The sequence below is a fragment of the Pseudomonas mendocina genome (assembly GCF_003008615.1).
Classification (GTDB): Bacteria; Pseudomonadota; Gammaproteobacteria; order Pseudomonadales; family Pseudomonadaceae; genus Aquipseudomonas; species Aquipseudomonas mendocina_C.
The window spans coordinates 845914-871669 of the sequence record NZ_CP027657.1; the positions used below are offsets into that span (position 1 = coordinate 845914).

A 25756-nucleotide genomic window follows, 5' to 3' on the forward strand; every position below is an offset into this window, starting at 1 on the left:
TGCCCAGTTTACCGGTAGTGAACCCGGTACAGCCGCGCTGTATTTTCCCCGAACAGTGGGCGTCAGCGAATGCCGTAGCGCCGTAACAGTTGCTCCATGCGCCCGTCCTCACGGAAACGCTGCAGCCCTTGCTCGAACAGTTGCGCATAACGCGCGCTTTCCGGCAACCCTGGAGCGAATGCCAGGTAGATGGGAATATCCGGCTGACGGCAACCTACTTCCACCACGTCACCATGCAGATAGCGCTCGCTGAGCAGCGCCTGCATCACCCAGGCATTTTCCACCAGCGCATCGATACGACCATGACGCAGCTTGCGCAGGTTACTGATCAGCGCGCGGTCGCCGGTCATCAGTTGTACGTGATCCAGGTCATGGTGGTTACGCAGATACAGATCGAGTTCGGCGCCGTAGCTGTAGCCGTTGATCGCGCCGAGACGCACGGCCTGCAACGACTCCAACCCCTTGTAGCGCCAGGCTCCACCGCGCAGGGCGTAGAAGCACATGCGCGAAATACCGGGGGCACTGGACGTGAAAATGAAGTCCGGCGCATCCTGCACCCCGGCGCCGATCAACGCGCCCAGCTTGCCGCGTCGGGTATCGTGCACCGCACGCGCCCAGTTGATGACACGGTACTCCACCTCGATACCGGACTCGGCAAAGATCTGCTCGGCCAGCTCGACGAACAGGCCACGCTTCTCCGCATCCGCTGCACAGTTGATCGGACACCATAGATCGCCGGCAATCACCAGCTTCTCCGCCCGCGCCAGCCCGCTGCCTAGCAGCAGCGACAGCAGCACGCCGACGCCCATTCCGCTCAGCAGGGAGCGTACCGGGACGAGTCTTTTCACGCTTCGCTGCGCACCCGTTTCACCGCATCCAGCCAACCGGCGTAGAGTCGCTCGCGGTGCGCTTCGTTCATTCGCGGCTCGAAGCGCTGCTGGCGATGCCAATGGCTGGCAATGGCATTGAGGTCTTGGTACAGGCCGAGCTTCAAACCCGCGAGATAGGCCACGCCAAGCGCGGTGGTCTCGGTAACCTCGGGGCGCTCGACACTGACGCCGAGAATATCGGCGAGAAACTGCATGACCCAGTTGTTCTCCACCATGCCGCCGTCCACGCGCAAGGCGCTGGGCGCCGCCGCACCGTCCTGGCGCATGGCTTCGAGCAGGTCGCGAGTCTGGTAACACACTGATTGCAGGCCGGCGGTAACGATCTCCTTGATCCCGGTGTCGCGGGTCAGGCCGAAGATGGCGCCCCGCGCCTTGGGATCCCAGTACGGCGCTCCCAGCCCGGTAAAGGCCGGCACCAGGTACACGCCGCAGGCCTCGCCGGTGGCTTCGGCCAGCGCTTCACTCTCACGCGCATGACTGATCAGCTTGATGCCGTCACGCAACCACTGCACCGCCGCGCCCGCGACGAAGATACTGCCCTCCACGGCGTAGGTGACCTTGCCATCAAGGCGGTAACCGACCGTGGTCAGCAGGCGATTCTTCGAGCTCACCGGCTGGTCACCGGTGTTCTGGATCATGAAGCAGCCGGTGCCGTAGGTACTCTTGACCATACCCGGCTCGAAGCAGGCCTGGCCGATCAGCGCTGCCTGCTGGTCACCGGCCATGCCCAGCACAGGGATGCTGGAGCCGAGCAGTTCCCTGGCGGTATGACCGAACTCGGCAGAGCAATCGAGCACTTCGGGCAGCAGGCTGGTGGGGATGTCGAACAGTTCGAGCAGCTCTTCGTCCCACTGCTGGGTATGGATGTTGAACATCAGCGTGCGCGAGGCGTTGCTGGCGTCGGTGCGGTGCACCTTGCCATCGGTCAGGCGCCACAGCAGGAAGCTGTCGACGGTGCCGAAGCGCAGCTCACCGCGCTCGGCACGCTCACGGGCGCCCGGCACGTTGTGCAGAATCCAGCGCAGCTTGGTGGCGGAGAAATACGGGTCGATCAGCAGGCCGGTCTTGGCCGAGACCATCGCTTCGTGGCCTTGCTCCTTGAGCCCGGCGCAATAGTCGGCGGTGCGGCGATCCTGCCAGACGATGGCCGGATGGATGGGCGTGCCGCTGACGGCATCCCACACCAGGGTGGTTTCACGCTGGTTGGTGATGCCGATGGCCGCGATCGCCTCGGGCTGCAGACCACTGCTGGCAATGGCATCGCGGCAAACCTTGAGCGTGGACAGCCAGATCTCCTGACCGTCGTGCTCGACCCAGCCATCCTGCGGGAAGTACTGCTTGAACTCCTGCTGGGCACGCGCAACCGGCAATCCCTGCGCACTGAAGATGATGGCGCGGGAGCTGGTGGTGCCCTGGTCGATGGCTAGCAGGTATTGGGTCATGCAAGATTCCTTGTTGTTATCGGTAATGTTCGCTGCTTTTGACCGCAGAGTGGCTTATTTTGCTTGCAGCACATTGCGCGGTTCAGGGCTTGCCGATAGCGGCGAAACTGCCCTGAGTATGCTGCGCCAGGGTCTCGGCCGAGAGTTCCAGTTCCAGCCCACGCCGGCCACCACTGACATGAATGGTCGGGTGCTGACGCGCCGATTCGTCAATGAAAGTGCGCAGGCGTTTCTTCTGCCCCAGCGGGCTGATGCCGCCGACCAGATAACCGGTGGCGCGCTGCGCAGCAATCGGATCGGCCATGTCGGCCTTCTTCGCGCCAGCCGCCGCGGCCAGCGCCTTGAGATCGAGACTGCCGGCGACCGGTACCACGGCTACCAGCAGTTCACCTTTCTCGGTCGCCGCGAGGAGGGTCTTGAACACGCATTCGGGGGCCAGCCCCAGCTTCTCCGCCGCCTCCAGCCCGTAGGATGGCGCCTTGGGATCGTGCTGGTAGCTGTGCACACGGTGTTCGGCCTTGGCCTTCTTCAACAGATCGATTGCTGGGGTCATGTTCGAATGTGAAAACGCGATGAAAGATGCCTTACAGTAGCAGGCCCAAATCCACCACCGCCACACCCTATAATGAGTGACCATCACAGGAAGCGCTCATGAACCTCGCTCCGCGCCAGCACGACATTCTCAACCTCGCCCGCGAACGCGGCTACGTCAGTATCGACGAACTGGCTCAGGCGTTCGCCGTAACTCCGCAAACCATTCGCCGCGATATCAACCAACTGGCCGAACATGGTCTATTGCGCCGCACGCATGGTGGTGCGGCCTGCGAATCGTCGAGCATTCAGAACACCGCCTATGGCATGCGCGCCGGGCAGATGCGCGATGAAAAACAACGCATCGCCGAAGCCGTGGCAGCGCAGATTCCGGATCACGCCTCGCTGTTCATCAACATCGGTACCACCACCGAAGCCATCGCCCGCGAACTGCAGAACCACAAGGGCTTGAAGATCATCACCAACAACCTGCACGTCGCCGCACAACTCAGCGCCAAGGCCGACTTCGAGGTGCTGGTGGCCGGCGGCACGGTGCGCAGCGACGGCGGTATCGTCGGCCAGGCCGCGGTGGACTTCATCCAGCAGTTCAAGGTCGACTACGCCATCGTCGGCATCAGCGGCATCGACGACGACGGCAGCCTGCTCGACTTCGATTACCAGGAAGTGAGGGTTTCCCAGGCCATCATCGACAATGCCCGCCAGGTCTTTCTCGCCGTCGACTCCAGCAAGTTCGGCCGTAATGCCGTGGTACGCCTGGGCTCCATTTCCCTGGTCGACCGCGTCTTCACCGATAGCGCACCTTCTACCGCCATCACCCGCCTGCTCCACAGCCACAAGGTTCAGCTCGATCTGGTCTGATTGACGCAGGCTCGGCATCTACTCAAGTAGGGCAGGTGCAACCCGCCATTGACCTGACTGCGGGTTGCCCCCTACTGCAAACCCGATCCTGCACTACCGCTCGACGCGCAATCGCGTGTCGGGGTAGCGGAGCTGCGCATCTTCGTCTAGCATATTTTCGAAAGTGAACATAAACACATTCGAATCCAAATAGCCGAGCGTGCCACATGCCCCACGACCAGTTCGCCAGCCCCGTTGCGGAAGTCTATGACCTCGCCGTCGTTGGCGGCGGTATCAACGGTGTAGGCATTGCAGCCGATGCAGCCGGTCGCGGCCTGTCTGTGTTCCTTTGCGAAAAGGACGACCTGGCCAGCCACACCTCTTCGGCCAGCAGCAAGCTGATCCATGGCGGCCTGCGCTATCTGGAACATCATGAATTTCGTCTGGTACGCGAAGCACTGGCCGAGCGTGAAGTGCTGCTGGCCAAGGCTCCGCATATCGTCAAACCGATGCGCTTCATCCTGCCGCATCGCCCACACCTGCGCCCGGCCTGGATGATTCGCGCCGGCCTGTTCCTCTATGACCACCTGGGCAAGCGCGAGCGCCTGCCAGCTTCGCGCAGTCTGCGTTTCGGCGCCGGTAGCCCGTTGAAGGCGGAGATCAGCCGCGGCTTCGAATATTCCGACTGCTGGGTGGACGACGCGCGCCTGGTCGTACTCAACGCCATGGCAGCGCGGGAAAAAGGCGCGCACATTCATCCGCGCACGCGTTGCGTCAGCGCCCGGCGCAGCAAAGGGTTGTGGCATATCCACCTGGAGCGCAGCGACGGCAGCCTGCTGTCGATTCGCGCACGTGCCCTGGTCAATGCCGCAGGCCCCTGGGTCGCACGCTTCATCCGCGAGGATCTCAAGCAGCAATCGCCTTATGGCATTCGCCTGATCCAGGGCAGCCATATCGTCGTGCCACGGCTGTACGACGGCGAGCAGGCCTACATCCTGCAAAACGAAGACCGCCGCATCGTCTTCGCCATTCCCTATCTGGAACGCTTCACTCTGATCGGCACCACCGACCGCGAGTATCAGGGCGACCCCGCTCAGGTGGCGATCACGGCAGAGGAAACCGATTATCTGCTCAAGGTGGTCAATGACCACTTCAAGCAACAGCTCAGCCGCGCCGATGTGCTGCACAGCTTCGCCGGCGTGCGCCCACTGTGCGATGACGAATCCGATGACCCCTCGGCCATCACTCGCGACTACACCCTGTCGCTCTCCGGTGCACCGGGCGAAGCGCCCCTGCTGTCGGTGTTCGGTGGCAAGCTGACCACCTATCGCAAACTGGCCGAGTCCGCCATGCAGCAATTGGCGCCGTACTTCACTGAACTGGGCCCAAGCTGGACAGCCAGCGCCCCACTACCAGGCGGTGAGGATCTGCAAAGCCAGGGCGCATTGGTCGAAGCCCTCTGCGAGCGCTATGGCTGGCTGCCCACCAGCCTGGCCAGACGCTGGGCCACCAGTTATGGCAGCCGCACCTGGCGTCTGCTCGATGGCGTGCACAACCTCACTGACCTCGGCGAACACCTCGGCGCTGGGCTCTACACCCGTGAAGTGGATTACCTGCGCCGCGAAGAGTGGGCACGCAGCAGCACCGATATCCTCTGGCGACGCAGCAAGCTGGGCCTGTTCATGACTCCGGCGCAGCAGTCCCGCCTGCAAGATTATCTACGCAGCCGCGACCCGCATTCGGCTCACGCCGCCTGAATTCTGCGTGCCCCATGCCCCGCTCTGCGGGGCTTTTTTATGGGCGGCAAAAAATAAATTACGCCCGCCAATTAACCGTTTGAGTCACGCAGGAACTTTCAGCAACTTTTTTATTACGGCAATTCAATAACTTGGCACCTTGATGCGGAATAAAAACATTCTTATTCGGTTTTATTTTTACTTATGTTTCAAATACTTAGGTTTGACATAAAGAAAAACGGAGCCGAAAATTCAAGGCCATCACGGTCATTGAAGCTGCAGGAGCGAACATGAAAGGCGACAAGAAGGTCATTCAACACCTGAACAAGATTCTTGGTAACGAACTGGTCGCCATCAACCAGTACTTCCTGCATGCGCGCATGTACGAAGACTGGGGCTTGAAGAAACTCGGCGAGCACGAGTACCACGAGTCCATCGACGAGATGAAGCATGCCGACAAACTGATCAAGCGCATTCTCTTCCTCGAAGGCATTCCCAACCTGCAGGATCTGGGCAAGATCCTGATTGGTGAAAACACCAAGGAAATGCTCGAATGCGACCTGAAGATCGAGCACAAGGCTCACGGCGACCTCAAGGCCGCCATTGCCTACTGCGAGAGCGTCGGCGACTACGCCAGCCGTGAACTGCTGGAAGACATTCTGGAGTCCGAAGAAGAGCACATCGACTGGCTGGAAACCCAGCTCAGCCTGATCGAAGCCGTCGGCTTGCAGAACTACCTGCAGTCGCAGATGGACGAATGATCCGACTGCACTGAACGAAAACGGGAGCCAATGGCTCCCGTTTTTCGTTGCCACCCGCCACTGCTTCAGGCATTTCGCAGGGGACTCTCGGCTCCGACGCGCCTGCTTCGCTTTGCCACCTGCATCCATGCTGTCGCAGCAGCGACGAGGTTGCCGCTCAAGCACCGCCTGAAAGCTCCGTAGGGTGCACTATGTGTTCAGCCGGGGGACATGGTAAACACCTGTCGGGAGACATGGGTAACAGGTTGATGATCATGTTGCCCGTTGCCTCAGGTCTATCTGACGCAGCGTTTTGCGGATGAATACCACATCGTAGACACCCTCTTCGGCAGTTGGTCGGATGGCGACCTTCTCCCCATATAGACCTCCACTTACGAAGACGTTGAGCCCTTTGAAATACACCTGCCCGGTCTGACGTACATTCACCACGTGATCACCCGGTTCATATTCGATGGCTGGCAGTTGCTCCGGGTAGCTTCGTGGACTGGGCCTATAGCGCTCTATAGGGGGCCGTTGATCAAGTGCTTCGTGCGGACGGTAATGGTTGTACTCGTCTCGCCAGCGGCTCATCACTTGCTGACAATGCTGCAAGTCGCTGAACGCGCGATGCAGCACTTCGCGTTTGAGTGTCTGGTGGAAGCGCTCCAGCTTGCCCTGAGTCTGTGGATGATGAGGCCGACTATGGCTGACCTCGATCCCCAGCCGCATCAGCCAAACCTCCAATTTTGATAGTCCACCGGCAATATTAGAACCCCAAGGCGGCCCGTTGTCGGCGGTGATACGCAGCGGCAAACCGTACTGACGGAAAACCTCGATCAGATGCGGTTTGACCAGCTCCAGCCGCTCCCCCTCACAGGCTTGCAGGCAGAGCGAAAAGCGTGAGTGATCGTCCAGCAGGGTCAAGGGATGACAACGAGGCGAACGGCGATCGTTTAGGGGGACGCTACCCTTGAAGTCGATCTGCCAGAGGTCGTTCGGATTGGGATGCTCGAAACGATGGTTAGCCGGCGCTTGCGCCTGCTCATTGTGGTAAAGGACATGACAATCGTGGCGCTTGAGGATGGCGTCGATAGTGCTGTGGTGAGGCGGATCAACAGCCGCAGTCATCAACAAGCTTCGCAGTTTGCGAGCGCCCCAATAGGGATAGCGGTGGTGCAATTGCACAACCGTTTGTTCCAACGTCGGATCGCTGCGCCCTGGACTGCTCAGGGGACGGCGGGATCGATCCTGTAAGCCTGCATCGCCTTGCTCACGGTACCGATCCAGCCATTTGTAGCCAGTTCTGGGACTGATGCCATACCGCCGACAGAGCTCCCGCACATTACTTTGGGGCTGCCCTGCCAGCAGAACAAACTCTCGCCTTATCGACATAGTGCTGCGCTCCAGCCACGGCATCATTCGATCTCCCGATCCGATGAACACCGTAAGCCTAAATGCGTTACCTATGTCTCCCGACACCCGTTACCTATGTCCCCCGGCTGAACACTATGCGCACCGCCACGGAACCCTGGATCAATGCGCGTCCTGCCGCACCTCGTTTTCCTTGACCCGGAACCACGCCGCATACAGCGCCGGCAGGAACAACAGGGTCAGCGCCGTAGCCACCACCAGGCCTCCCATGATGGCCACCGCCATCGGCCCGAAGAACACGCTGCGCGACAGCGGAATCATCGCCAGCACGGCCGCCAGGGCCGTCAGCACGATTGGCCGGAAGCGCCGCACCGTAGCTTCGATGATCGCGTGCCAGCGATCCAGGCCGTGGCTGATGTCCTGCTCGATCTGATCCACCAGAATCACCGAGTTGCGCATGATCATCCCGGCCAGGGCAATCGTGCCGAGCATGGCGACGAAACCGAACGGTTGTCGGAAGATCAGCAGGAACAGCGTCACACCAATCAGCCCCAGCGGCGCCGTGAGAAACACCATCGCCGAACGCGAGAAGCTCTTGAGCTGCAGCATCAGCAGCGTCAGTACCACCACGATGAATAGCGGGATACCGGCGTTCACCGACTTCTGGCCACGCTGCGAGTCTTCCACAGTGCCACCCACTTCCAGCAGATAGCCGTCCGGCAGTTCGGCGCGAATCGGCTCCAGGGTCGGCAGAATCTGCTGCGTCAGGCTGGCCGGCTGTTCCTTGCCATAGACATCGGCCCGCACGGTAACGTTGGGCAGGCGATTGCGATGCCAGATGATGCCTTCCTCGAAGCCGTACTCCAGCGTCGCCACCTGTGAAAGGGCCACGCTGCGACCACTGTCGGTCGGTACAGCCAGGCTCGGCAGCAGGCTCAGTGCCTTGCGCTCCTGCGGCGTACCACGCTGGAGAATCTCGATCAGCTCGTTGCCCTCGCGGTACTGACTGACGCTGGTACCGGACAGCGAGCCCTGCAGGAAGCGCGATAGCTCGGCGGTGTTGACGCCCAGGGCACGGGCACGATCCTGATCGATATTGAGGATCACCACCTTGCTCGGCTCCTCCCAATCCAGGTGCACGTTCACCACATGCGGATTCTCACGCACCTTGTCCGCCACCTGGCGGGCCAGCGCACGCACCTCGTCGATATGTTCACCACTGACGCGGAACTGGATCGGATAACCCACGGGCGGCCCGTTCTCCAGGCGGCTGACGCGACTGCGCAGGCTCGGGAACTCATCGTTCATGATCTGGATCAGCCAGCCACGCAGGCGTTCACGCTCCTCGATGCTCGAAGCCAGCACCACGAACTGGGCAAAGCTGGCCGCTGGCAACTGTTGATCCAAAGGCAGGTAGAAACGCGGCGAACCAGTGCCAACATAGGCCACGTAGTTATCGATACCGGTCTGCTCCTTGAGCAGTTTTTCCAGACGATGCACTTCGGCCTCGGTCGCGCTCAGCGAAGCGCCCTCTTCCAGCTTGATGTCGACCATCAGCTCCAGTCGCCCGGAGGCCGGGAAGAACTGTTGCGGCACGAAACGAAACAGCAGTACCGAAGCGATGAACAGCGCAATGGTCAGCAGGATCACGATGCCCCTGCGGCGCACGCACCATTCCACCGTGGCGCGCACGCGGCGGTAGAACGGGGTCGAATAGGGATCGTGACCACTGGCGCTGCCGCCGTGCTTGGCCGCGTGCAACTTGGCCAGATCCGGCAGAAGCTTGTCGCCCAGATAGGGTACGAACATCACTGCCGCGATCCACGAGGCGATCAGCGAAATGGCCACCACCTGGAAGATCGATCGTGTGTATTCGCCGGTTCCCGACTGCGCCGTGGCGATGGGCAGGAAGCCGGCAGCGGTGATCAAAGTGCCGGTAAGCATGGGGAAGGCGGTGCTGGTCCAGGCGAAACTGGCCGCTTTGAAGCGGTCATAGCCCTGCTCCATCTTGATCGCCATCATCTCCACCGCGATGATCGCGTCATCCACCAGCAGGCCGAGCCCGAGCACCAGCGCGCCAAGGGAAATCTTGTGCAGACCGATGCCGAGGTAGTACATGGCGGCGAAAGTCATCGCCAATACCAGCGGAATCACCAGTGCCACGACCAGGCCGGTGCGCACCCCGAGGGAGAAGAAGCTGACCGCGAGCACGATCACCAGTGCCTCCACCAGCACCTTGACGAACTCGCCCACACCGGTTTTCACCGCCGCTGGCTGATCCGACACCTTGCGCAGCTCCATGCCCAACGGCAGCGTCTGTTGTAGACGGGCGAACTCGCCTTCCAGTGCCTTGCCCAGCACCAGAATGTCGCCGCCGTCCTTCATCGACACGGCAATACCAAGGGCGTCCTCGCCCATGAAGCGCATGCGCGGCGCGGGTGGGTCGTTGAAACCACGCTTGACCTCGGCCACGTCCGCTATACGGAAGGTGCGGTCGCCGACGCGAATGGGGAAATCGCGAATTTCCTCCACCGACTCGAAACGCCCGGTCACGCGCAGTTGAATACGCTCACTGGGCGTCTCGAAGAAACCGGCGGCCGCCACCGCGTTCTGCGCCTCCAGCGCCTGCTGTACCGCCGACAGCGGCAGGCCGAGGGTCGCCAGCTTGGTGTTGGACAGCTCGATCCAGATTTTCTCGTCCTGCAGGCCGACCAGTTCGACCTTGCCGACGTCCTTGACCCGTTGCAGTTGCAGTTGCAGACGGTCGGCGTAGTCCTTGAGCACGGCGTAATCGAAGCCACTGCCGGTCAATGCATAGATATTGCCGAAGGTGGTGCCGAATTCGTCGTTGAAGAACGGCCCCTGGATGCCGGGCGGCAACGTGTGACGGATATCGCTGATCTTCTTGCGTACCTGATACCACAGCTCGGGAATCTGCGAGCTGCGCATGGAATCGCGCGCCATGAAAGTGACCTGCGATTCGCCGGGGCGGGAGAAGCTGGTGATACGGTCGTACTCGCCGGTCTCCATCAGCTTCTTCTCGATACGCTCGGTGACCTGGCGCGACACCTCTTCGGCACTGGCGCCCGGCCAGTTGGTGCGAATCACCATGGCCTTGAAGGTGAACGGCGGGTCTTCGCTCTGTCCCAGTTTGGTGTAGGACAGCGCACCGACCACGGCGAACAACAGCATGATGTAAAGGACGATCTGGCGATGGCGCAGCGCCCAGGCAGACAGGTTGAAGCTCATGCGGGCTTACTCCTTGACTGCCAGTTCGACATTGCGGTTGTCGCGATCGACCGGACGAACCTGCTGGCCCTCACGCAGAATTTGCACACCCGCTGACACGACCCAATCGGAGGCGGAAAGTCCCTCCAGTACCGGTACCCGGTCATCACCGTAGGCGCCAACACGAACCAGACGACGCTGTACGGTGTGCGCCTTGGGGTCGACGACCCAGACGAACGGCTGATCCTGCTCGGCACTGAGTGCCGACAGCGGTACGGCCAGCGGCACCTCGCCATTGCTGGCGATGAAAACCCGTGCGCTCTGTCCCAGTTCGGCCGGCACCTTGCCCTCGGTAAAGGCGACACGGGCGGCGAAGGTACGCGATTGCGGGTCGGCCGCTGGCGCCATCTCGCGAATGCGACCCGGGAAGCGCTGATCAGGCTGCGACCACAGCTCCACCTCGACTGCCTGACCAATCTCGAAGCGCCCGAAGTTCTGCTCCGGCAGGCTGATCGACACCTCACGCTCACCGTCGGTCGCCAGGGTGAACACGGTCTGGCCCGCGGCCACCACCTGCCCCACCTCGACCGCACGACGCGCGATCACACCGTCCTGCGAGGCACGCAGCACGGCATAGTCAGTCTGGTTGCGGGCCACGTCGTACTCGGCCTTGACCTGCTTCAGACGAGCTTCGCCGGCGCGGTATTGGTTTTCGATATTGTCGAATTGCGAGCGGCTGACCAGATTGCGCTCGAGCAGGGTCTTGTAGCGCTCACGCTCGGCACGAACGGTCTGCAGGTTGGCATCGGCTGCCGCCATCTGCGCACGAGTGGCTTCCAACTGCAGGCGTACATCCTGCGGATCCAGTTCGGCCAGCGCCTGATCCTTCTTCACCCGATCACCGACATCCACCATGCGCTTGCTCACCTTGCCGGCGATACGGAATGCCAGCTCCGGCTCGTAACGTGCCCGCACCTCTCCCGGATAACTGTCGACCAGAGCGGTAGCCGGCTGCGGCTGCACCACCATGGCAGGGCGGATCGGCTGCTCCATCTGCTCGCTATTGCCGCAGGCAGATAACAGAAATACGAGACCCAGAGACGCAACAAGCGGGAGAACGTGGCGGGACATGTGTAAGACCTTTCGGAGAAGGTTTCGGGCTGCCTCCCAAAGCTGACGACCAAGCCAACGCTTTTGGAGATGCCCTTTGGAATATTTGTACTGCCGGGTATAGTAAAAATAGCAAACTCGCCAGTCCAGTATTAAAATCCGCCAATGCCTGACAAGTTGTTACAACCTTCCGGCCCCGGCCGTCCGAAGGATCCCGCCAAACGCTTCGCCATTCTCGAAGCGGCCAAGAGCCTGTTTCTGCGCAATGGTTACGATGGCAGCAGTATGGATGCCATCGCCGCCGAAGCTGGTGTTTCCAAGCTCACGGTCTACAGCCACTTCACCGACAAGGAGACGCTGTTCTCCGCAGCGATCAAGGCCAAGTGCGAAGAGCAGCTCCCCGAACTGCTCTTCGAACTGCCGGATAACGTGCCCCTGGAAAGCCAGCTAATGGGCATCGCGCGTGGCTTCCTGGCGCTGGTCAACAGCCGTGAATCAGTAGAAATGCACCGCATGATGGTGAATCTGGCCAGCCAAGGCTCGAAGCTGTCGCAGATGTTCTACGAAGCCGGCCCGAAGCGGGTGCAGGAGGAAATGGAAGTGCTACTGCACAAGGCCGCCAAGCGTGGTCTGCTGAATCTGGATAACCCACACCTGGCCGCCGATCACTTCTTCAGCCTGCTCAAGGGTGGCGCGCATTTCCGCTTGCTGATCGGTTGTGGCGAACCACTGGAGGGTGAAGCCGCAGAGCATCATGTGCAGGATGCGGTGCAACTGTTTCTGCGAGCCTACAAAGCCTGAGTGCTGACACCCTACGCGCCAGGCCCCAGCTTCTTCTTCGGGTAGATGTCGTAACGGCTGGATTTACCTTCCAGTACGTACCCCGGCTTGCCTCCTTCGATTGCCGGCGCCTTGCGCGGGCGCTTGACCACTACACGATGAGTAGCCAGCGCCAGTGCCGCCTCGAGTAGTGCTGGCGCATCCAGATCGTCACCCACGAAGGGACGGAACAGGCGCATTTCCTTCTTCACCAGCGCGCTCTTGTCGCGATGCGGAAACATCGGATCGAGATAGATCACCTGCGGCGCCTCGCCCTGCCAGTTGCGCATCAGCTCGATGGCATTGCCGGTGAACAGGCGCATACGCTCTGCGATAGGTGCCACTTCGAGGTCAAGCGCTGCACGCTGCAGACCGTCCTCGAGCAGTGCAGCGACCAGCGGCTGACGCTCGATCAGGGTCATCTCACAGCCCAGGCTGGCCAGCACGAACGCATCACGCCCCAGGCCTGCCGTTGCATCGAGAATGTTCGGCCGAACACCCGATTGCACGCCTACTGCCTTGGCGATCATTTGCCCACTGCCACCGCCGAACTGACGCCGGTGCGCCGCTGCACCCTCGACGAAATCCACCCGCACCGGGCCAGGCGCCTTGTCGCCCAGCTCCACCAACTGCAATCCGTCGTCACCCAATTGCAGGGCGAACTCGGTTTCCCCGTCTTGCGGCAACCCCAGGCGTAACGCCCATTGGGAGGCTGCTTCGGCGTACTGAGGATGCAAGGCTTGGATGCGGATGCTGGCGTTATGCCGCTCGTCGGTCATTGGCTCGTTCTGCTCAAAAATCACTCAAATCATCCGCCCTTCGGCCGATATCGAAGAAGCGGCATTCTGCCAGACCCGGCCGCCGACAGCCGCATCGAGTGCAAACATGTTCGACGCCCTATCCGTTCCACGCCCAAGCAGCAGCCCTGCCAGCCCTCGCCCACTGAACGAGGAACTCGACAGCGCGGCACATGAGTCGATCAATTATCAGATCCTGCGCCGCACCCTGGGTATCGAAGACGGGCAGAAACCGGGGGAAATTGCTCGCGAGCTGCGGGAAACCACCGAACCACCTGCCGTATCCAGCAACGTAGCCGCCGTCAGCCAGACGGTTCTCGAGCAGCGCGGCCTGGAGCTGAATGTCAGCGTGGGCCAGGCGCCCCAGCAGGTCGACCCATTGGCGCTGGACTTGGCTGGCAACGGATTCTCCACCAGCGGCCTTGGCCGTGCGGTGCGTTTCGATCTGGATGCCGATGGGCGTATGGATTCGATCAGCGTGCCCACCGGCGATGACGCGCTACTGGCGCTCGATCGTAACGGCAACGGGCGTATCGACGATGGCCACGAGCTGTTCGGCGATCAGCACGGCGCCGCCAACGGTTTCGCCGAGCTGGCGCGCTTCGACGACAACGGTGACGGACGCATCGATGCTGCCGATGCGGTATTCGACCAGCTACGTCTGCTGCGTTTCGACAGCCAGGGCCGCCAGCATCTGCAAGCGCTCGGTGAAGCCGGCGTCAGCGCCATCGACCTGCGCGCCCGCGATGTCAGCATCGCTCTCGGCGCCTACGACCAGATCGCGCAACTGGGGCAGTTCGAATTCGCCGATGGGCGCAGCGGTCAGGCGGCCGATCTGCTGTTGGCCAAGCGCTAGTCGCGCCGCGTTGACATTCGGGTAGGGTGCGCCATGCGCACCGGGAATCACGCAGTGCTTGCTAGGTGCGCATGGCGCACCCTACGTAAAACCGCCCTACGAATCACAAGCGCCTCAGCGGCACATCCGCCACATTCCCATATCCACGTGAAAGTGGTCACGGTGCGCAGCGTTGTATTCAGGGCCGAGGGTGACATTGAAGCTGTCGCAAGCTGCCTCCTGCACCAGCCGCAGGAAGCGCGCCTTGTCGTCTTCTCGCGGCCAGTCCCGCAGCACGCTGATGTGCTGACCGTCGCGCAGACGGAAGCCGACCATATCCAGCGCATTGGCATAGGAGTGCTGGCTGGGCCGCTGACTGCCGGCAATGCTGCGGCAGGCGAAGCTGCCAACGTGTTCGACACGGGTCACCGGCTGACCGAAAACGGCCTGCGCCGCAGGTTGCAGCCCATGCCGCTCGAACAGGGCGAAGCTCACCGCCAGTGGGCAGGTGGCCATGAAGCTGCTGCTGAGGCCAACCCTGGCGCCCTGGATGCGCACGGCATTCTCCACCGGGCAACCAGGGTGCGGCGTACTGTCAGGCAGGCGCGTGACACGCAATTCGGAACTCGCCAGGGCCAGGTCGCACAACTCGCGATCTTCGCTCAGGCGCCAGAGCTTGAAAGGCGTCAGCAGGTTCGGCGTCTCTCTTACATCCAGCGGCGCCCAGGGGTTGAAACGCGGCGCGACATCCAGCCAACCACGCCACAGCGCCAACAGCAGTGCCGCGCCCAGTAGCACGGAGAGAAACAGCAAACGGCCGATTATCCGTATCAGCATATTCATCCCTTATCAGAGCAGGTCGAGCTGCTCCAGTTCCGGCTCCGTCTTCAGTACCGGCAACTCAGGCAAACCTGGCAGCCGCTGGATCAATTGCTCGTGGAAGCGCCGCGCCAGCTCGGGGGCCAGGCGATTGTCCGAGGTATGGGCAAACACGTAAGGGCGTAGCCCCTGCTCGATCCAGCCAGCGACCTTGTCCAGCCAGGGGGTCATGAAGGGATCGTTGGCGAGCACCTCCGGGTGACCGATGAAACGCAGCTGCGGGTTCTGGCTGAATGCCGTGGGCCGGGTCGGCAGACGCGGCTTCTTGGCCTGCGCGTGCAGCACCGCAGGCGCCTGCGAGTCGCAACTGAACAGCGCGCGCGAATCCAGGCAGATGCGCTCGACGCCCCGCTCATGCAACAGGCGATTGAGCAGGCGCTCGGCATCGCCCTTGGCGAAGAACTCCGGGTGACGAACTTCGACGGCCAGCGGCCAATTGCCCCATTGCTCGATGAATGCAGCGAGCTCGGCCAGTCGTGAAGGGCCGAAGCTGGCCGGCAGTTGCAGCCAATAAGGCGCTACTCGCGTCCCAAGCGGCGCCAGCAACTGACGAAACTGCGCGACCTCATCCAGTTGCTGACAAAGGTCGCCACCATGGCTGATGTCGCGGGGCAGTTTGGCGCAAAAGCGAAAGCTCTCCGGCATCTGCTCGGCCCAGCGCGCAACGGTCTGCTTGGAAGGCCGCGCGTAGAAGGTGGTATTGCCTTCCACGGCATTGAACACCTGTGCATAGCAGGCGAGAAAATCACCAGAGCGGGTGTCATCCGGATAGAGCGTGGAGCGCCAGGCAGCCTCGCTCCAAGAGGGGCAACCAAGATGATAGGGAAAGGCTGACGTCATCGAATGGGGGCGGCGTTACACCGTTAGCAGGCCGCTGCAAAACTATCTGCGTTGGCAATACATCGTTAAAAACAGCCTCAGAATGCTCATTTAGAACACCTAAACTGCGCTTCTTCGGCTGTTTTTGCCTCGTCTTGCCTGCCTCGCCAACGTTTTTCAACGACCTGCTAGGCGTAGAGGTCGAGCCCGAGCACTTCCTGGGCGTCGTAATCATTGGCGTAGGCAGCCGTGGTGCTGTAACTGGCCAGTGCCTGCGCAGCGCGGCTACCCGGTGCGGGTTGGGCATAGGTCGCATCCTGCGCACGCGTCGGCAAGCTGTCGTTACCAGCGCTGCTGGCTTGTACCCGACGAATCTGCGGCGCCTGCTCCAGCCCTTGGCTACTGGCTGGCGCTGCCGGCTGCTCACGCTGTGCCTCGACCTCCCGCTGCGCCTCACGATAAGGCGTGACCGCAGTCCCCGAACGGGGGCCGCGATCTGGCGAGTAAGGAGGTAGGTAACCGTCGATCCGCATTTAGGACTGCTCGGTAGGCTCGGCTGAACAAGTGACAGTGCTGGCAATGTAGCGGCGAGCACGGGTGTTGGCAAATACCGTGGGCCGGTTGGCGATCAGCATCCGACCAGTTGTCATGCGGGAGGCGCCTTGGGCGTGGCGACCTGATCACGCAGGTATACCGGCTGTGCCTGGTCGGCCGGCAGCGCTTCGCCACGAGCCCAGGCGAAACGGGCCAGGCTCAGCAGGTCTTCGGCATGCGGCAGCAGGCTGCCATCCATAGCCGTCGGCTTGAGAGCGATACGTGACGCGAAGGTGCCCCAGCCGGTACCGGCACCAAACCATTCGCCGCTGCTGCCGCGCGGCGCTTCGGCCTGCTCCGGCGGCAGCACCGCTTCCTGCCCGAGCAAGCGCATCTCACCAGCATTACAGCGGTAGCAACCCCAGTAGACTTCGTCCATGCGCGCATCGATGGCCGCTGCCACCTGACTCGCGCCCTGCTCACGCAGCGCACGCTGAGCAAGCACGGCCAGGTTCGACACCGGCAGCACGGGGCGATCCAGTGCGAAGGCCAGGCCCTGCACTACACCAATGGCGATGCGCACGCCGGTGAAGGCGCCAGGACCGCGACCGAAGGCGATCGCATCCAGTTGCGCCGCGGCGATACCCGCCTCGCCCAGCAGTTGCTGAATCATCGGCAGCAGGCGCTGAGCATGCAGGCGCGGCGCCACTTCGTAGTGACTGAGCACGCGACCGTCATGCAGCAGTGCGACGGAACAGGCTTCGGTGGCGGTATCCAGGGCCAGGAGAGTGGTCATTGCATTCGGACAGCTGAAGAAAAAGAGCCGGCATTAGACCGGCTCGGGGATTTTTTTTCCAGCGCCACGACAACGCCATACTTCCACAGAGTGACCAGCGCAAGTCAGCCTGACGTTACCAGGGCTCGACCACCGGCTCGGCATCCCAGCCTTTCAGCGGCGCCTTGGACCACGTGCCGTAACCGGCGTTGGGGAAGACGATCCACTCGACGCCCCACTTGCCGGATTCCTCGGCGACGGTCTTGCGCTGAGCGTCGAGCGGCGTCTTGCGGAAACGGGCATCGAAGTCATGCAGCGTGTCACCCAGCAACATGATGACCTGATGATCGGCACTGACGATGGCGCGACGCTCGACCTTGGGCGGCCCCAGCAGCAGCACGCTCTCCTCCGACACCTGCGGCAGGCCCAGCTTGCTCAGGGTGGCCAGAGTGTACTTCTTCTGTTCATCGGCCCGATCGGAAATGTAGCGGATGGTCACACCGAGCTTGTCGGCATGCTCGAGGAATTTCTTCGCGCCAGGGATCAACTCCGGCGTGCCATCGCGCTCCCAGGGCAGCCAGGTGTCCCAGGCGTCGTACTGGTGACAGTTGGCCAGGTCACGCGCGAGCAGGGCACTGTTGTCGATCACGGTTTCATCGAGGTCGGTGACGATGGCCAGCTTCGACGGATCTTTCGCCGCAGCCACGGCCTTGTCGAGTTTCTCCGTGGCGATGTTGTAGGCCTGCAGCTGCAGTGCCTGAACTTCCGCCGACTGCTGCTGAAAGCGCAACCCCATGGTGAACTCGGCGACGGAACAGTCGGCCTTGCCCTGTGCGGTGGAGTCGGCGAATGCCAGCGGAGTGGCCAGCAGCGATACCGCAAGGCCCAGCCAGATGCGTTTCTCGGTCATTGAATGCCCTCTTCCTTATTGGTTCACGTATCAACTCCCTCCAGCGCCGGCCGGAGGCTCGCATCGTCGATACTAGTCGGCCGGCGTTGCACGGCCATGCTTGAGAGCGACCAGAACGTATCCGTGTTCCATAAACGACCAAGGCCCCTTTCGGGGCCTTGGTGGGAGGACAGCAGGCTCAGTGGACTCAGTCCAGAGCAGCCAGGGTCTTCGCGGTGATGTCTTCGACGCTGCCGACACCCGGAATGTGGGTGTACTTCGGCGTACCGGTCTCGGCGGAGAGCTTCTGGTAGAAGTCCACCAGCGGTTTGGTCTGCGAGTGGTAGACGGACAGACGATGACGCACGGTTTCTTCCTTGTCGTCTTCGCGCTGCACCAGTTCTTCACCGCTGACGTCGTCCTGACCGGCGACCTTCGGCGGGTTGTATACGGTGTGGTAGACGCGGCCGGAGGCCGGGTGTACGCGACGGCCGGACAGACGCTTGACGATTTCTTCGTCGTCGACGGCGATTTCCACGACATGGTCGAGGGTCACGCCAGCGTCACGCAGGGCTTCGGCCTGCGGAATGGTGCGCGGGAAACCGTCGAACAGGAAACCGTTGGCACAATCGGCTTGAGCGATGCGCTCCTTGACCAGATTGATGATCAGGTCATCGGAAACCAGGCCACCAGCATCCATTACGCTCTTGGCCTTCAGGCCGAGTTCGGTGCCGGCCTTGACCGCAGCACGCAGCATGTCGCCAGTGGAGATTTGCGGAATACCGAATTTCTCGGTGATGTAGCGAGCCTGGGTACCTTTGCCGGCACCGGGCGCCCCCAGCAGAATCACGCGCATCGATGTGCTCCTCAAGAGTTATGTAGTAATCGGTCGGACTCGCCTCGTGGGGCCAATCTCTTAAGTGTTTACGGCAGCTGTAGCGGCCAAAAGGCTGCTCAAGATACACAGCGCACCCCAGCGGCACAAGCCGCCAAAAGTCGGATAAAAAACCTTCTTCCGGCGACTCGTACGGTGCTTTGGGCAGCAACTGAGCCTGCAGTTAGCGACGCGTTCACCCACCTCAGCCGGTGTTGCGCAAACCCGCCGCGATCCCCGCCACGCTGACCAATAGCGCTTGCTCCAGAGGGCTCTCCGGCGCCTGTTCACGCAGCCGGCAGCGGGCCAGAAGCTCAGCCTGCAGCAAGTGCAACGGATCGAGGTAGGTATTACGCACGCTGATCGACTCGAGAGTTTCGACACTGTGCGCGAGCAACTGTGACTGCCCAGTCAATTCCAGTACCGCAGCGCACGCCTGCGACAATAGGTCGCGTAACTGCGCACCCAGTGGACGCAGCGCCGGCTCGACCAGGCGCTCGTCATAAAGCGCGGCAATGCTGGCGTCAGCCTTGGCCAGCACCATCTCCAGCATGTCGATACGGGTGCGGAAGAACGGCCAGTGCTCGCGCATCTGCTTGAGCAGTTCGCCGTCGCCATCGGCCAAGGCCTGGCCCAGCGCCTGCTCCCACCCGAGCCAGGCCGGCAGCATCAGCCGCGTCTGCGTCCAGGCGAAGATCCAGGGAATCGCCCGCAGGCTCTCCACGCCGCCCTCGCGCCGCTTGGCTGGCCGGCTGCCCAATGGCAGGCGGCCCAGTTCCTGCTCCGGCGTAGCCTGGCGGAAGTACTCGACGAACTGCGGATGCTCACGCACAACGGCGCGATAGGCCGTTACGCCAGCACTGGCCAGACGATCCATCATGGCTCGCCAGCTCGACTCCGGTGCGGGCGGCGGCAGCAGCGTGGCTTCCAGCACGGCTGCCAGGTAGAGATTGAGGTTTTGCTCGGCGATATCCGGCAGACCAAATTTGAAACGAATCATTTCCCCCTGCTCGGTGGTGCGGAAACGTCCCGCAACCGAACCAGGCGGTTGCGACAGGATTGCCGCGTGCGCCGGGCCACCGCCACGGCCGACGGTGCCACCACGACCATGAAACAGAAGCAACTCGACCTGATGTTCACGGCACAGGCGCACCAGCTCTTCCTGCGCGCGGTACTGCGCCCAGGCTGCAGCAGTGGTGCCGGCATCCTTGGCCGAATCCGAATAGCCGATCATCACCTCCTGCGGGCCGTGCAGACGGGCGCGATAGCCTGGCAGGCCGAGCAGACGGTCGATGACCGGGCCGGCGTTATCCAGATCAGCCAGGGTTTCGAACAGTGGCACCACGCGCATCGGCCGGCGCAACCCGGCCTCTTTGAGCAGCAGTTGCACCGCCAGTACATCGGAGGCGGCGCCAGCCATGGAGATCACATAGGAACCCAGCGAGGCCGCTGGCGCAGCGGCCACTTCACGGCAGGTGGCGAGCACTTCGGCCGTATCGGCAGAGGGCCGGTAGTCGCTTGGCAGCAACGGTCTGCGGTTATCCAGTTCGCGCTGCAGGAAGCTCAGGCGCGCTTCTTCGTCCCAGTCGGCGTAGCGCCCCAGGCCAAGATAATCGGTGATCTCCGACAGCGCGGCGGCATGCCGTGTGGCGTCCTGGCGGACGTCGAGACGCACCAGGAACAGGCCAAACGTCGCCGCCCGACGCAGGCAGTCGAGCAGCCGGCCATCGGCGATCACGCCCATGCCGCACTCGTGCAGCGACTGGTAGCACAGTTGCAGCGGCGCCAGCAGGTCGCGGTTGTCCTGCAGCACCGCAGCGCTGGGAGCCACGGCAGCCGTGAGCGCCTGTTGCGCCCAGCTGCGGGTTTCACGCAGGCGCTCACGCAATTGCTTGAGTAGCGCCCGATAGGGTTCGGCACTGTCGCCGACCTGTGCAAGCAGCGCATCGCTGGCCTGCTGCATGGAGAGTTCGGCAGCCAGCTGATCGATGTCGCGCAGGTACAGATCCGCCGCCATCCAGCGCGCCAACAACAGCACTTCACGGGTGACCTTGGCGGTGACATTGGGGTTACCGTCACGATCCCCGCCCATCCACGAAGCGAAGCGGATCGGCGCGGCTTCCAGCGGCAGGCGCAACCCGGTGGCGGCATGCAGACTCTGGTCGGCCTTGCGCAGGAAACGCGGCACAGCTAGCCACAGCGAATGTTCGATGACCGCGAAGCCCCACTTGGCCTCATCCACCGGGCTGGGTCGGCTGCGGCGGATCTCCTCGGTATGCCAGGCCTCGGCGATCAACCGCTGCAGCCGTTCGATGATGCGCTCGCGCTCGACCGGCAACAGGTCGCTGTGATCCAGCGCCGTCAGTTGCGCGGCGATGGCATCGTATTTCTGGATCAGGGTGCGCCGCGCCACTTCGGTAGGGTGCGCTGTCAGCACCAGTTGAATATCCAGGCGCCCCAACTGACGCGCCAGCTCATCGCCACCCTGGCCTGCGGCAAGCAGACGTTCGAGCAACTCGTCGAGCACACGCAACTCGAAAGGTTCGGGCTCATTCGGCCGGCGGCGACGTACCCGATGCTGTTGCTCGGCAATATTGGCCAGGTTGAGAAACTGATTGAAGGCGCGCGCCACGGGCAGCAGCTCGTCGTCACCAAGATCGCCCAGGGTGCTGCTCAGTTGCTCGGCACCTGCCGCAGAGCCACGCCGACCGGCCTTGGCGCTCTTGCGAATGCGTTCGATCTTGTCGAGGAAGTCGTCGCCCAACTGAGTACTGATGGTTTGCCCAAGCAACTCGCCGAGCAGGTGAACTTCCTCACGTAGACGCGCATCGATTTCCGCCATGTCGCACTCCTTCTGCTAACCAAGGTCAACAGAGTGCACAGCCCTTCCGTTACTTACAAGGCTGGGTCGCCTCTCCCCGATGCACATGCAAACAGTGCTGCATTGGGTGCCACTGCCTGTTCGTTATTCTGTTCAAGAAACCGTCATGGAATGCTCATAAGTCCGTTTGGCATAGGACTCTTCAGTGCATGCCAGACGCCGCCATCATCTCGTCAAGCCCGTTGAGCAGACTGTTCAAAACACTAGTTCAGGGCTAATTGAAAGCATGATCGCGAGCTTCAAGCTGACCAACCGGTCATACCATAAAACATAAGCTCACTGTCTTTTTTTCTGAACTATCCAAAAAAAACGCCTGTCCATTCGATAGGCCATCCAGTAATGCCGGCATCAGCAACCCTCTGGGTAAAACGCCGTCACGATGCGCCAGATGTCACGGATATCGTCATTCATAGGAGTGTTTCAAATGGAGTTAGCCGCCATGAAGACCCATACCGAAAAAGCCCAGCGCACTCGTCTGCATGGGATCAAGCTGGCTGCACTGGTACTGGGCAGCAGCCTGGTACTCGCGGGCTGCGCCGGTAATCCGCCCAGTGAGCAGTACGCCGTGACGCAGTCTGCCGTGAATTCGGCAATCAGCGCTGGCGGTACCGAGTTTGCCGCCGTGGAAATGAAGTCGGCGCAGGACAAGCTCAAAGAAGCCGAGCTGGCCATGCATGAGAAAGAGTACGAGAAAGCCCGCCGCCTGGCCGAACAGGCCGAGTGGGATGCTCGTCTCGCCGAGCGCAAGGCCCAGGCCGCCAAGGCCGAACAAGCACTGCAGGACGCCCGCCAGGGTGTGCAGGAACTGCGTGAGGAAGGCATGCGTAGCGCTCAGTGAGCCGCATGCACCCCACCCATTCGCTGACAGATCAAAGGATGAACGCCATGCGTAAACACGTAATGATCCCCGCCCTTCTGGCCCTGAGCGTCGGCCTGGCCGCCTGCTCGCACCAGCCCAATGCCAACCTGGAGTCGGCGCGCAGCAACTTCTCCACGCTGCAGAGCGACCCGCAGGCAAGCAAGGTTGCCGCACTGGAAACCAAGGAAGCCCAGGAATGGCTGAACAAGGCCGACAAGGCCTACATGGAGAAGGAAGACGAGAAGAAGGTCGACCAGTTGGCCTACCTGACCAATCAGCGCGTCGAGGTGGCCAAGCAGACCATCGCCCTGCGTACCGCCGAAGCCGAGCTGAAGAACACCTCGGCGCAACGTGCCCAGGCCCTGCTCGATGCGCGCGATGCACAGATTCGCAAGCTGCAGGACAGCCTCAACGCCAAGCAGACCGAGCGCGGCACCCTGGTGACCTTCGGTGATGTGCTGTTCGACTTCAACAAGGCCGAACTCAAGAGCAGCGCGCTGCCCAACGTCACGCAACTGGCGCGCTTCCTCCAGGAAAACCCGGAGCGCCAGGTGATCGTAGAGGGCTACACCGACAGCGTCGGCTCGGCCAGCTACAACCAGGGCCTGTCCGAGCGTCGCGCCGAATCCGTACGTCGCGCGCTGATTCGCGCTGGCGTCGAGCCGGCGCGTATCGTTGCCCAGGGTTACGGCAAGGAGTATCCGGTTGCGGATAACTCCAGCGACTCCGGCCGTGCGCAGAACCGTCGTGTGGAAGTGACCATCTCCAACGATAATCAGCCGGTCGTACCGCGTTCGGCTAGCGGCGCCTGATAGCGCCACCGCAATGAAGAAACCCGCCTGATGGCGGGTTTCTTTTTGGCTATGCGCCCGTAGGGTGTTTTTGCCTTACTGCTCCAGCGCCGGAGTGTCCTGACCCATGCAGCGCACGGCTTGCTTCTTGTTGTCCACCAGCACGCCGGTCAGGCCCTTCTGTTGCAGGTCGAACAGTACCAGCACGCCGTCGATGCACTGCGCCACCTGGTCAGCAGGCTTCAGCGAAACCTTGTAGTCCTCGCCGGGAATGGTCTTGAGCATGGTGAAATCGGACAGCAGCAGCGCATCTTCCGGCTTGGCGAAGTGCACATAACCGTAATACCAGAGCACGCCAACGGTACCGACGATGCTGGCGACACCAGTGAGGATCAGAGGGATGGGATTGCGTTCGGTCATTGCAGATTCTCTGTTGCGGATTCGGTAGCCGGCACCTGGCGTTCGACAAAAGCCTGCGGCGCACTGAAAAACGCCAGCAACGATTGGCGCCAGGCGGGCTCGGCAAAGGTTTGCACGTGCGGCCCACGGGTCGCCTGAAAGGCGCGTGGCGGGCGCGCAGCTTGATACAAACGGCGGCCATTGGAAAGCGGCACGATCGTATCGTCAACACTGTGATAGATCATCAGCGGCAAACCCTGGAGCTGATCGATGCTGTTGATCGCACTGTCGGCATCCGGCACCAGCCAGGACAATGGCACCTGCAACGGCCAGGTCAGCCAGGACGTGCTCAGTGCGTAGCGGGCGACATCACGGTAACTCGCCGGTACACCATCCAGGGCCATGCCCTGCAGGGCTGAGCGCCGCTCGGGATGTTCGGCCAGGTAATGCACGGCCAGAGCGCCGCCAAGGCTCTGCCCCAGCATGAAAAGCGGCGTGCCCTGCACCTGCGGCGCCTGTTCGAGCCAGGCGAAGGCCGCATCGATATCCTGGTACACCTCAGGCAACCGCGGTTTGCCGGCGGACAGGCCATAACCGCGGTAATCCAGCATCAACACCTGATAGCCCTGCTCCGGCAGCCAGTGAACGCCGCCCAGGTGCCAGGCCAGGTTGCCGCCATTGCCGTGCAGGTGCAGCACCGTACCCTTGACCTTCACCCCGGCTTTGGCCGGCAGCCACCAGGCGTGCAGGCGCGTGCCGTCAGCGGTACGCAGTTCGATGTCGCGGTATTCCAGCCCGGCACGCTCCGGGGTGATCGGCAGCCCTGGCTCGGGGTAGAACAGCAGGCCACTGCAACCGGCCAGCCACAGGCTGGCCAGCAGCAACGCCAGCGCTCGCAGGCTACTTGCCACCAGCGCGAACCTCTTCGCGTGCCTGCACGGTCGCGGCATACACGCGCTCGGCCAAGCGCGAGAACGGCAGGCTTTGAATCCACACCGTGCCGGTGCCCTTGAGCGTGGTCAGCAGAATGCCTTCACCACCGAAAAGCATGCTCTTCAGGCCGCCAGCAAGGGCGATGTCGTAATCGATACCACTGCTGAAGGCCACCAGGCAGCCGGTGTCCAGACGCAGGGTTTCGTTGTTCAGCTCCTTGCGAATCACCGTGCCGCCGGCATGCACGAAGGCCAGGCCATCACCTTCGAGCTTCTGCAGGATAAAGCCCTCACCACCAAAGAACCCCGCACCCAGACGCTTGGCAAAGCTGATACCAATGCTGGTGCCATGCGCCGCACAGAGAAAGGCATCTTTCTGGCAGATCAACCGGCCGCCGATCTTGGCCAGATCGATGGGCACCACGGTTCCCGGATAAGGCGCGGCAAAGGCGACCCGCGCCTGACTCTTGCCGGCATTGCTGAAGTGGGTCATGAACAGCGACTCGCCGGTCAGCATGCGTTTGCCGACACTCCACAGCTTGCCCAACAGGCCGCTGGACGAGCCATCGCCCATGCGCGTTTCGAAGCGCACGCCGTCAGTCATGTAGTTCATCGCACCGGCCTCGGCGATTACCGTCTCGCCGGGGTCGAGGATGATCTCAACCGATTGCGCCGAAGCACCGAGGATTTCGTATTCGAGTTGATGGCTGGGCACTTGTTGATCTCCTGGGGGCCTACGACAGGGTTAGACATGCCTCGTCGATCAG

Annotated in this window: 24 protein-coding genes; 7 read left to right on the plus strand and 17 right to left on the minus strand. The window is 62.0% G+C overall.

From position 1 onward, the window contains the following. Positions 1–62: 62 nt before the first annotated feature. From C7A17_RS03980 to ybaK, 3 genes are all read right to left on the minus strand, one after another. Entirely contained in the window at positions 63–848 is a 786-nt protein-coding gene (locus C7A17_RS03980; protein WP_234035881.1) for a substrate-binding periplasmic protein, read from the minus strand. After that, positions 845–2332, minus strand: a complete 1488-nt coding sequence (gene glpK / locus C7A17_RS03985; protein ID WP_106736796.1) for a glycerol kinase GlpK — start codon at positions 2330–2332, stop codon at positions 845–847. Before glpK ends, C7A17_RS03980 begins: the two co-directional genes overlap by 4 nt. Positions 2333–2414: 82 nt before the next feature. After that, a complete protein-coding gene (gene ybaK / locus C7A17_RS03990; protein WP_106736797.1) occupies positions 2415–2885 on the minus strand; it encodes a Cys-tRNA(Pro) deacylase in 471 nt (156 codons plus the stop codon). A gap of 98 nt (positions 2886–2983) precedes the next feature. On the opposite strand from ybaK, the gene C7A17_RS03995 reads away from it, so the two are divergent. The 3 genes from C7A17_RS03995 to bfr all read left to right on the plus strand — a co-directional run bounded on the left by C7A17_RS03995 (position 2984) and on the right by bfr (position 6218). After that, entirely contained in the window at positions 2984–3742 is a 759-nt protein-coding gene (locus C7A17_RS03995) for a DeoR/GlpR family DNA-binding transcription regulator (RefSeq protein ID WP_106736798.1), read from the plus strand. A gap of 206 nt (positions 3743–3948) precedes the next feature. Beyond that, positions 3949–5478 carry a glycerol-3-phosphate dehydrogenase gene (glpD, locus tag C7A17_RS04000; protein WP_106736799.1) on the plus strand — a complete coding sequence of 510 codons (1530 nt, stop codon included), beginning with the start codon at positions 3949–3951 and terminating at the stop codon, positions 5476–5478. A gap of 269 nt (positions 5479–5747) precedes the next feature. Further along, entirely contained in the window at positions 5748–6218 is a 471-nt protein-coding gene (gene bfr / locus C7A17_RS04005) for a bacterioferritin (protein WP_106736800.1), read from the plus strand. 252 nt (positions 6219–6470) lie between these two features. On the opposite strand, the gene C7A17_RS04010 is transcribed toward bfr, so the two are convergent. From C7A17_RS04010 to C7A17_RS04020, 3 genes are all read right to left on the minus strand, one after another. Continuing rightward, positions 6471–7613 (minus strand): IS481 family transposase, encoded by a 1143-nt coding sequence (locus tag C7A17_RS04010; RefSeq protein ID WP_106742723.1) that lies wholly within the window; start codon positions 7611–7613, stop codon positions 6471–6473. Positions 7614–7730: 117 nt separating this feature from the next. Then, positions 7731–10817: an efflux RND transporter permease subunit gene (locus C7A17_RS04015; RefSeq protein WP_106736801.1), complete on the minus strand. Its 3087-nt coding sequence runs from the start codon at positions 10815–10817 to the stop codon at positions 7731–7733. A gap of 6 nt (positions 10818–10823) precedes the next feature. Further along, the gene (locus C7A17_RS04020; protein ID WP_106736802.1) at positions 10824–11927 is read right to left on the minus strand and encodes an efflux RND transporter periplasmic adaptor subunit; all 1104 of its coding nucleotides are present in this window, start codon (positions 11925–11927) and stop codon (positions 10824–10826) included. Positions 11928–12071: 144 nt separating this feature from the next. Here C7A17_RS04020 and C7A17_RS04025 point away from each other — a divergent pair, with 144 nt between their 5' ends. After that, positions 12072–12707, plus strand: coding sequence for a TetR/AcrR family transcriptional regulator (locus C7A17_RS04025; protein WP_106736803.1), 636 nt, complete (start codon positions 12072–12074; stop codon positions 12705–12707). Between the two features lie 11 nt (positions 12708–12718). Here C7A17_RS04025 and C7A17_RS04030 read toward each other — a convergent pair whose 3' ends face one another. Beyond that, complete coding sequence (locus tag C7A17_RS04030; protein ID WP_106736804.1) at positions 12719–13504, minus strand: class I SAM-dependent methyltransferase; 786 nt, start codon at positions 13502–13504, stop codon at positions 12719–12721. Between the two features lie 106 nt (positions 13505–13610). Between C7A17_RS04030 and C7A17_RS04035 the strand changes: the two genes are divergently transcribed. Further along, positions 13611–14378, plus strand: a complete 768-nt coding sequence (locus C7A17_RS04035; RefSeq protein WP_234035882.1) for a hypothetical protein — start codon at positions 13611–13613, stop codon at positions 14376–14378. Positions 14379–14492: 114 nt separating this feature from the next. Here C7A17_RS04035 and C7A17_RS04040 read toward each other — a convergent pair whose 3' ends face one another. From C7A17_RS04040 to ppc, 7 genes are all read right to left on the minus strand, one after another. Then, positions 14493–15194, minus strand: a complete 702-nt coding sequence (locus C7A17_RS04040) for an extensin-like domain-containing protein (RefSeq protein ID WP_106736806.1) — start codon at positions 15192–15194, stop codon at positions 14493–14495. A 12-nt stretch (positions 15195–15206) separates the two neighbouring features. After that, positions 15207–16076, minus strand: coding sequence for a DUF72 domain-containing protein (locus C7A17_RS04045; protein WP_106736807.1), 870 nt, complete (start codon positions 16074–16076; stop codon positions 15207–15209). 167 nt (positions 16077–16243) lie between these two features. Beyond that, positions 16244–16588 (minus strand): hypothetical protein, encoded by a 345-nt coding sequence (locus C7A17_RS04055; protein WP_106736808.1) that lies wholly within the window; start codon positions 16586–16588, stop codon positions 16244–16246. Between the two features lie 113 nt (positions 16589–16701). Then, entirely contained in the window at positions 16702–17385 is a 684-nt protein-coding gene (gene tsaB, locus C7A17_RS04060) for a tRNA (adenosine(37)-N6)-threonylcarbamoyltransferase complex dimerization subunit type 1 TsaB (protein WP_106736809.1), read from the minus strand. 115 nt (positions 17386–17500) lie between these two features. After that, on the minus strand, positions 17501–18274 hold the full coding sequence (locus C7A17_RS04065; protein WP_106736810.1) for a 5'-nucleotidase, lipoprotein e(P4) family: 774 nt from the start codon (positions 18272–18274) through the stop codon (positions 17501–17503). A 187-nt stretch (positions 18275–18461) separates the two neighbouring features. Then, positions 18462–19109 (minus strand): adenylate kinase, encoded by a 648-nt coding sequence (adk, locus tag C7A17_RS04070; protein ID WP_106736811.1) that lies wholly within the window; start codon positions 19107–19109, stop codon positions 18462–18464. 223 nt (positions 19110–19332) lie between these two features. Next, complete coding sequence (ppc, locus tag C7A17_RS04075) at positions 19333–21969, minus strand: phosphoenolpyruvate carboxylase (protein WP_106736812.1); 2637 nt, start codon at positions 21967–21969, stop codon at positions 19333–19335. Positions 21970–22432: 463 nt separating this feature from the next. Here ppc and C7A17_RS04080 point away from each other — a divergent pair, with 463 nt between their 5' ends. After that, positions 22433–22846, plus strand: a complete 414-nt coding sequence (locus C7A17_RS04080; RefSeq protein ID WP_179622345.1) for a DUF4398 domain-containing protein — start codon at positions 22433–22435, stop codon at positions 22844–22846. A gap of 47 nt (positions 22847–22893) precedes the next feature. Next, a complete protein-coding gene (locus C7A17_RS04085) occupies positions 22894–23679 on the plus strand; it encodes a lipotoxin F family OmpA-related protein LptF (protein ID WP_106736814.1) in 786 nt (261 codons plus the stop codon). A 75-nt stretch (positions 23680–23754) separates the two neighbouring features. Here the strand turns inward: C7A17_RS04085 and C7A17_RS04090 are convergent, their stop codons facing one another. The 3 genes from C7A17_RS04090 to C7A17_RS04100 are packed head-to-tail and all read right to left on the minus strand — an operon-like array spanning position 23755 to position 25704. Beyond that, the gene (locus tag C7A17_RS04090; RefSeq protein ID WP_106736815.1) at positions 23755–24078 is read right to left on the minus strand and encodes a hypothetical protein; all 324 of its coding nucleotides are present in this window, start codon (positions 24076–24078) and stop codon (positions 23755–23757) included. Then, positions 24075–24968 carry an alpha/beta hydrolase gene (locus tag C7A17_RS04095; protein WP_234035883.1) on the minus strand — a complete coding sequence of 298 codons (894 nt, stop codon included), beginning with the start codon at positions 24966–24968 and terminating at the stop codon, positions 24075–24077. Before C7A17_RS04095 ends, C7A17_RS04090 begins: the two co-directional genes overlap by 4 nt. Continuing rightward, positions 24958–25704: a TIGR00266 family protein gene (locus tag C7A17_RS04100; protein ID WP_106736817.1), complete on the minus strand. Its 747-nt coding sequence runs from the start codon at positions 25702–25704 to the stop codon at positions 24958–24960. Before C7A17_RS04100 ends, C7A17_RS04095 begins: the two co-directional genes overlap by 11 nt. Between the last annotated feature and the right edge of the window lie 52 nt (positions 25705–25756).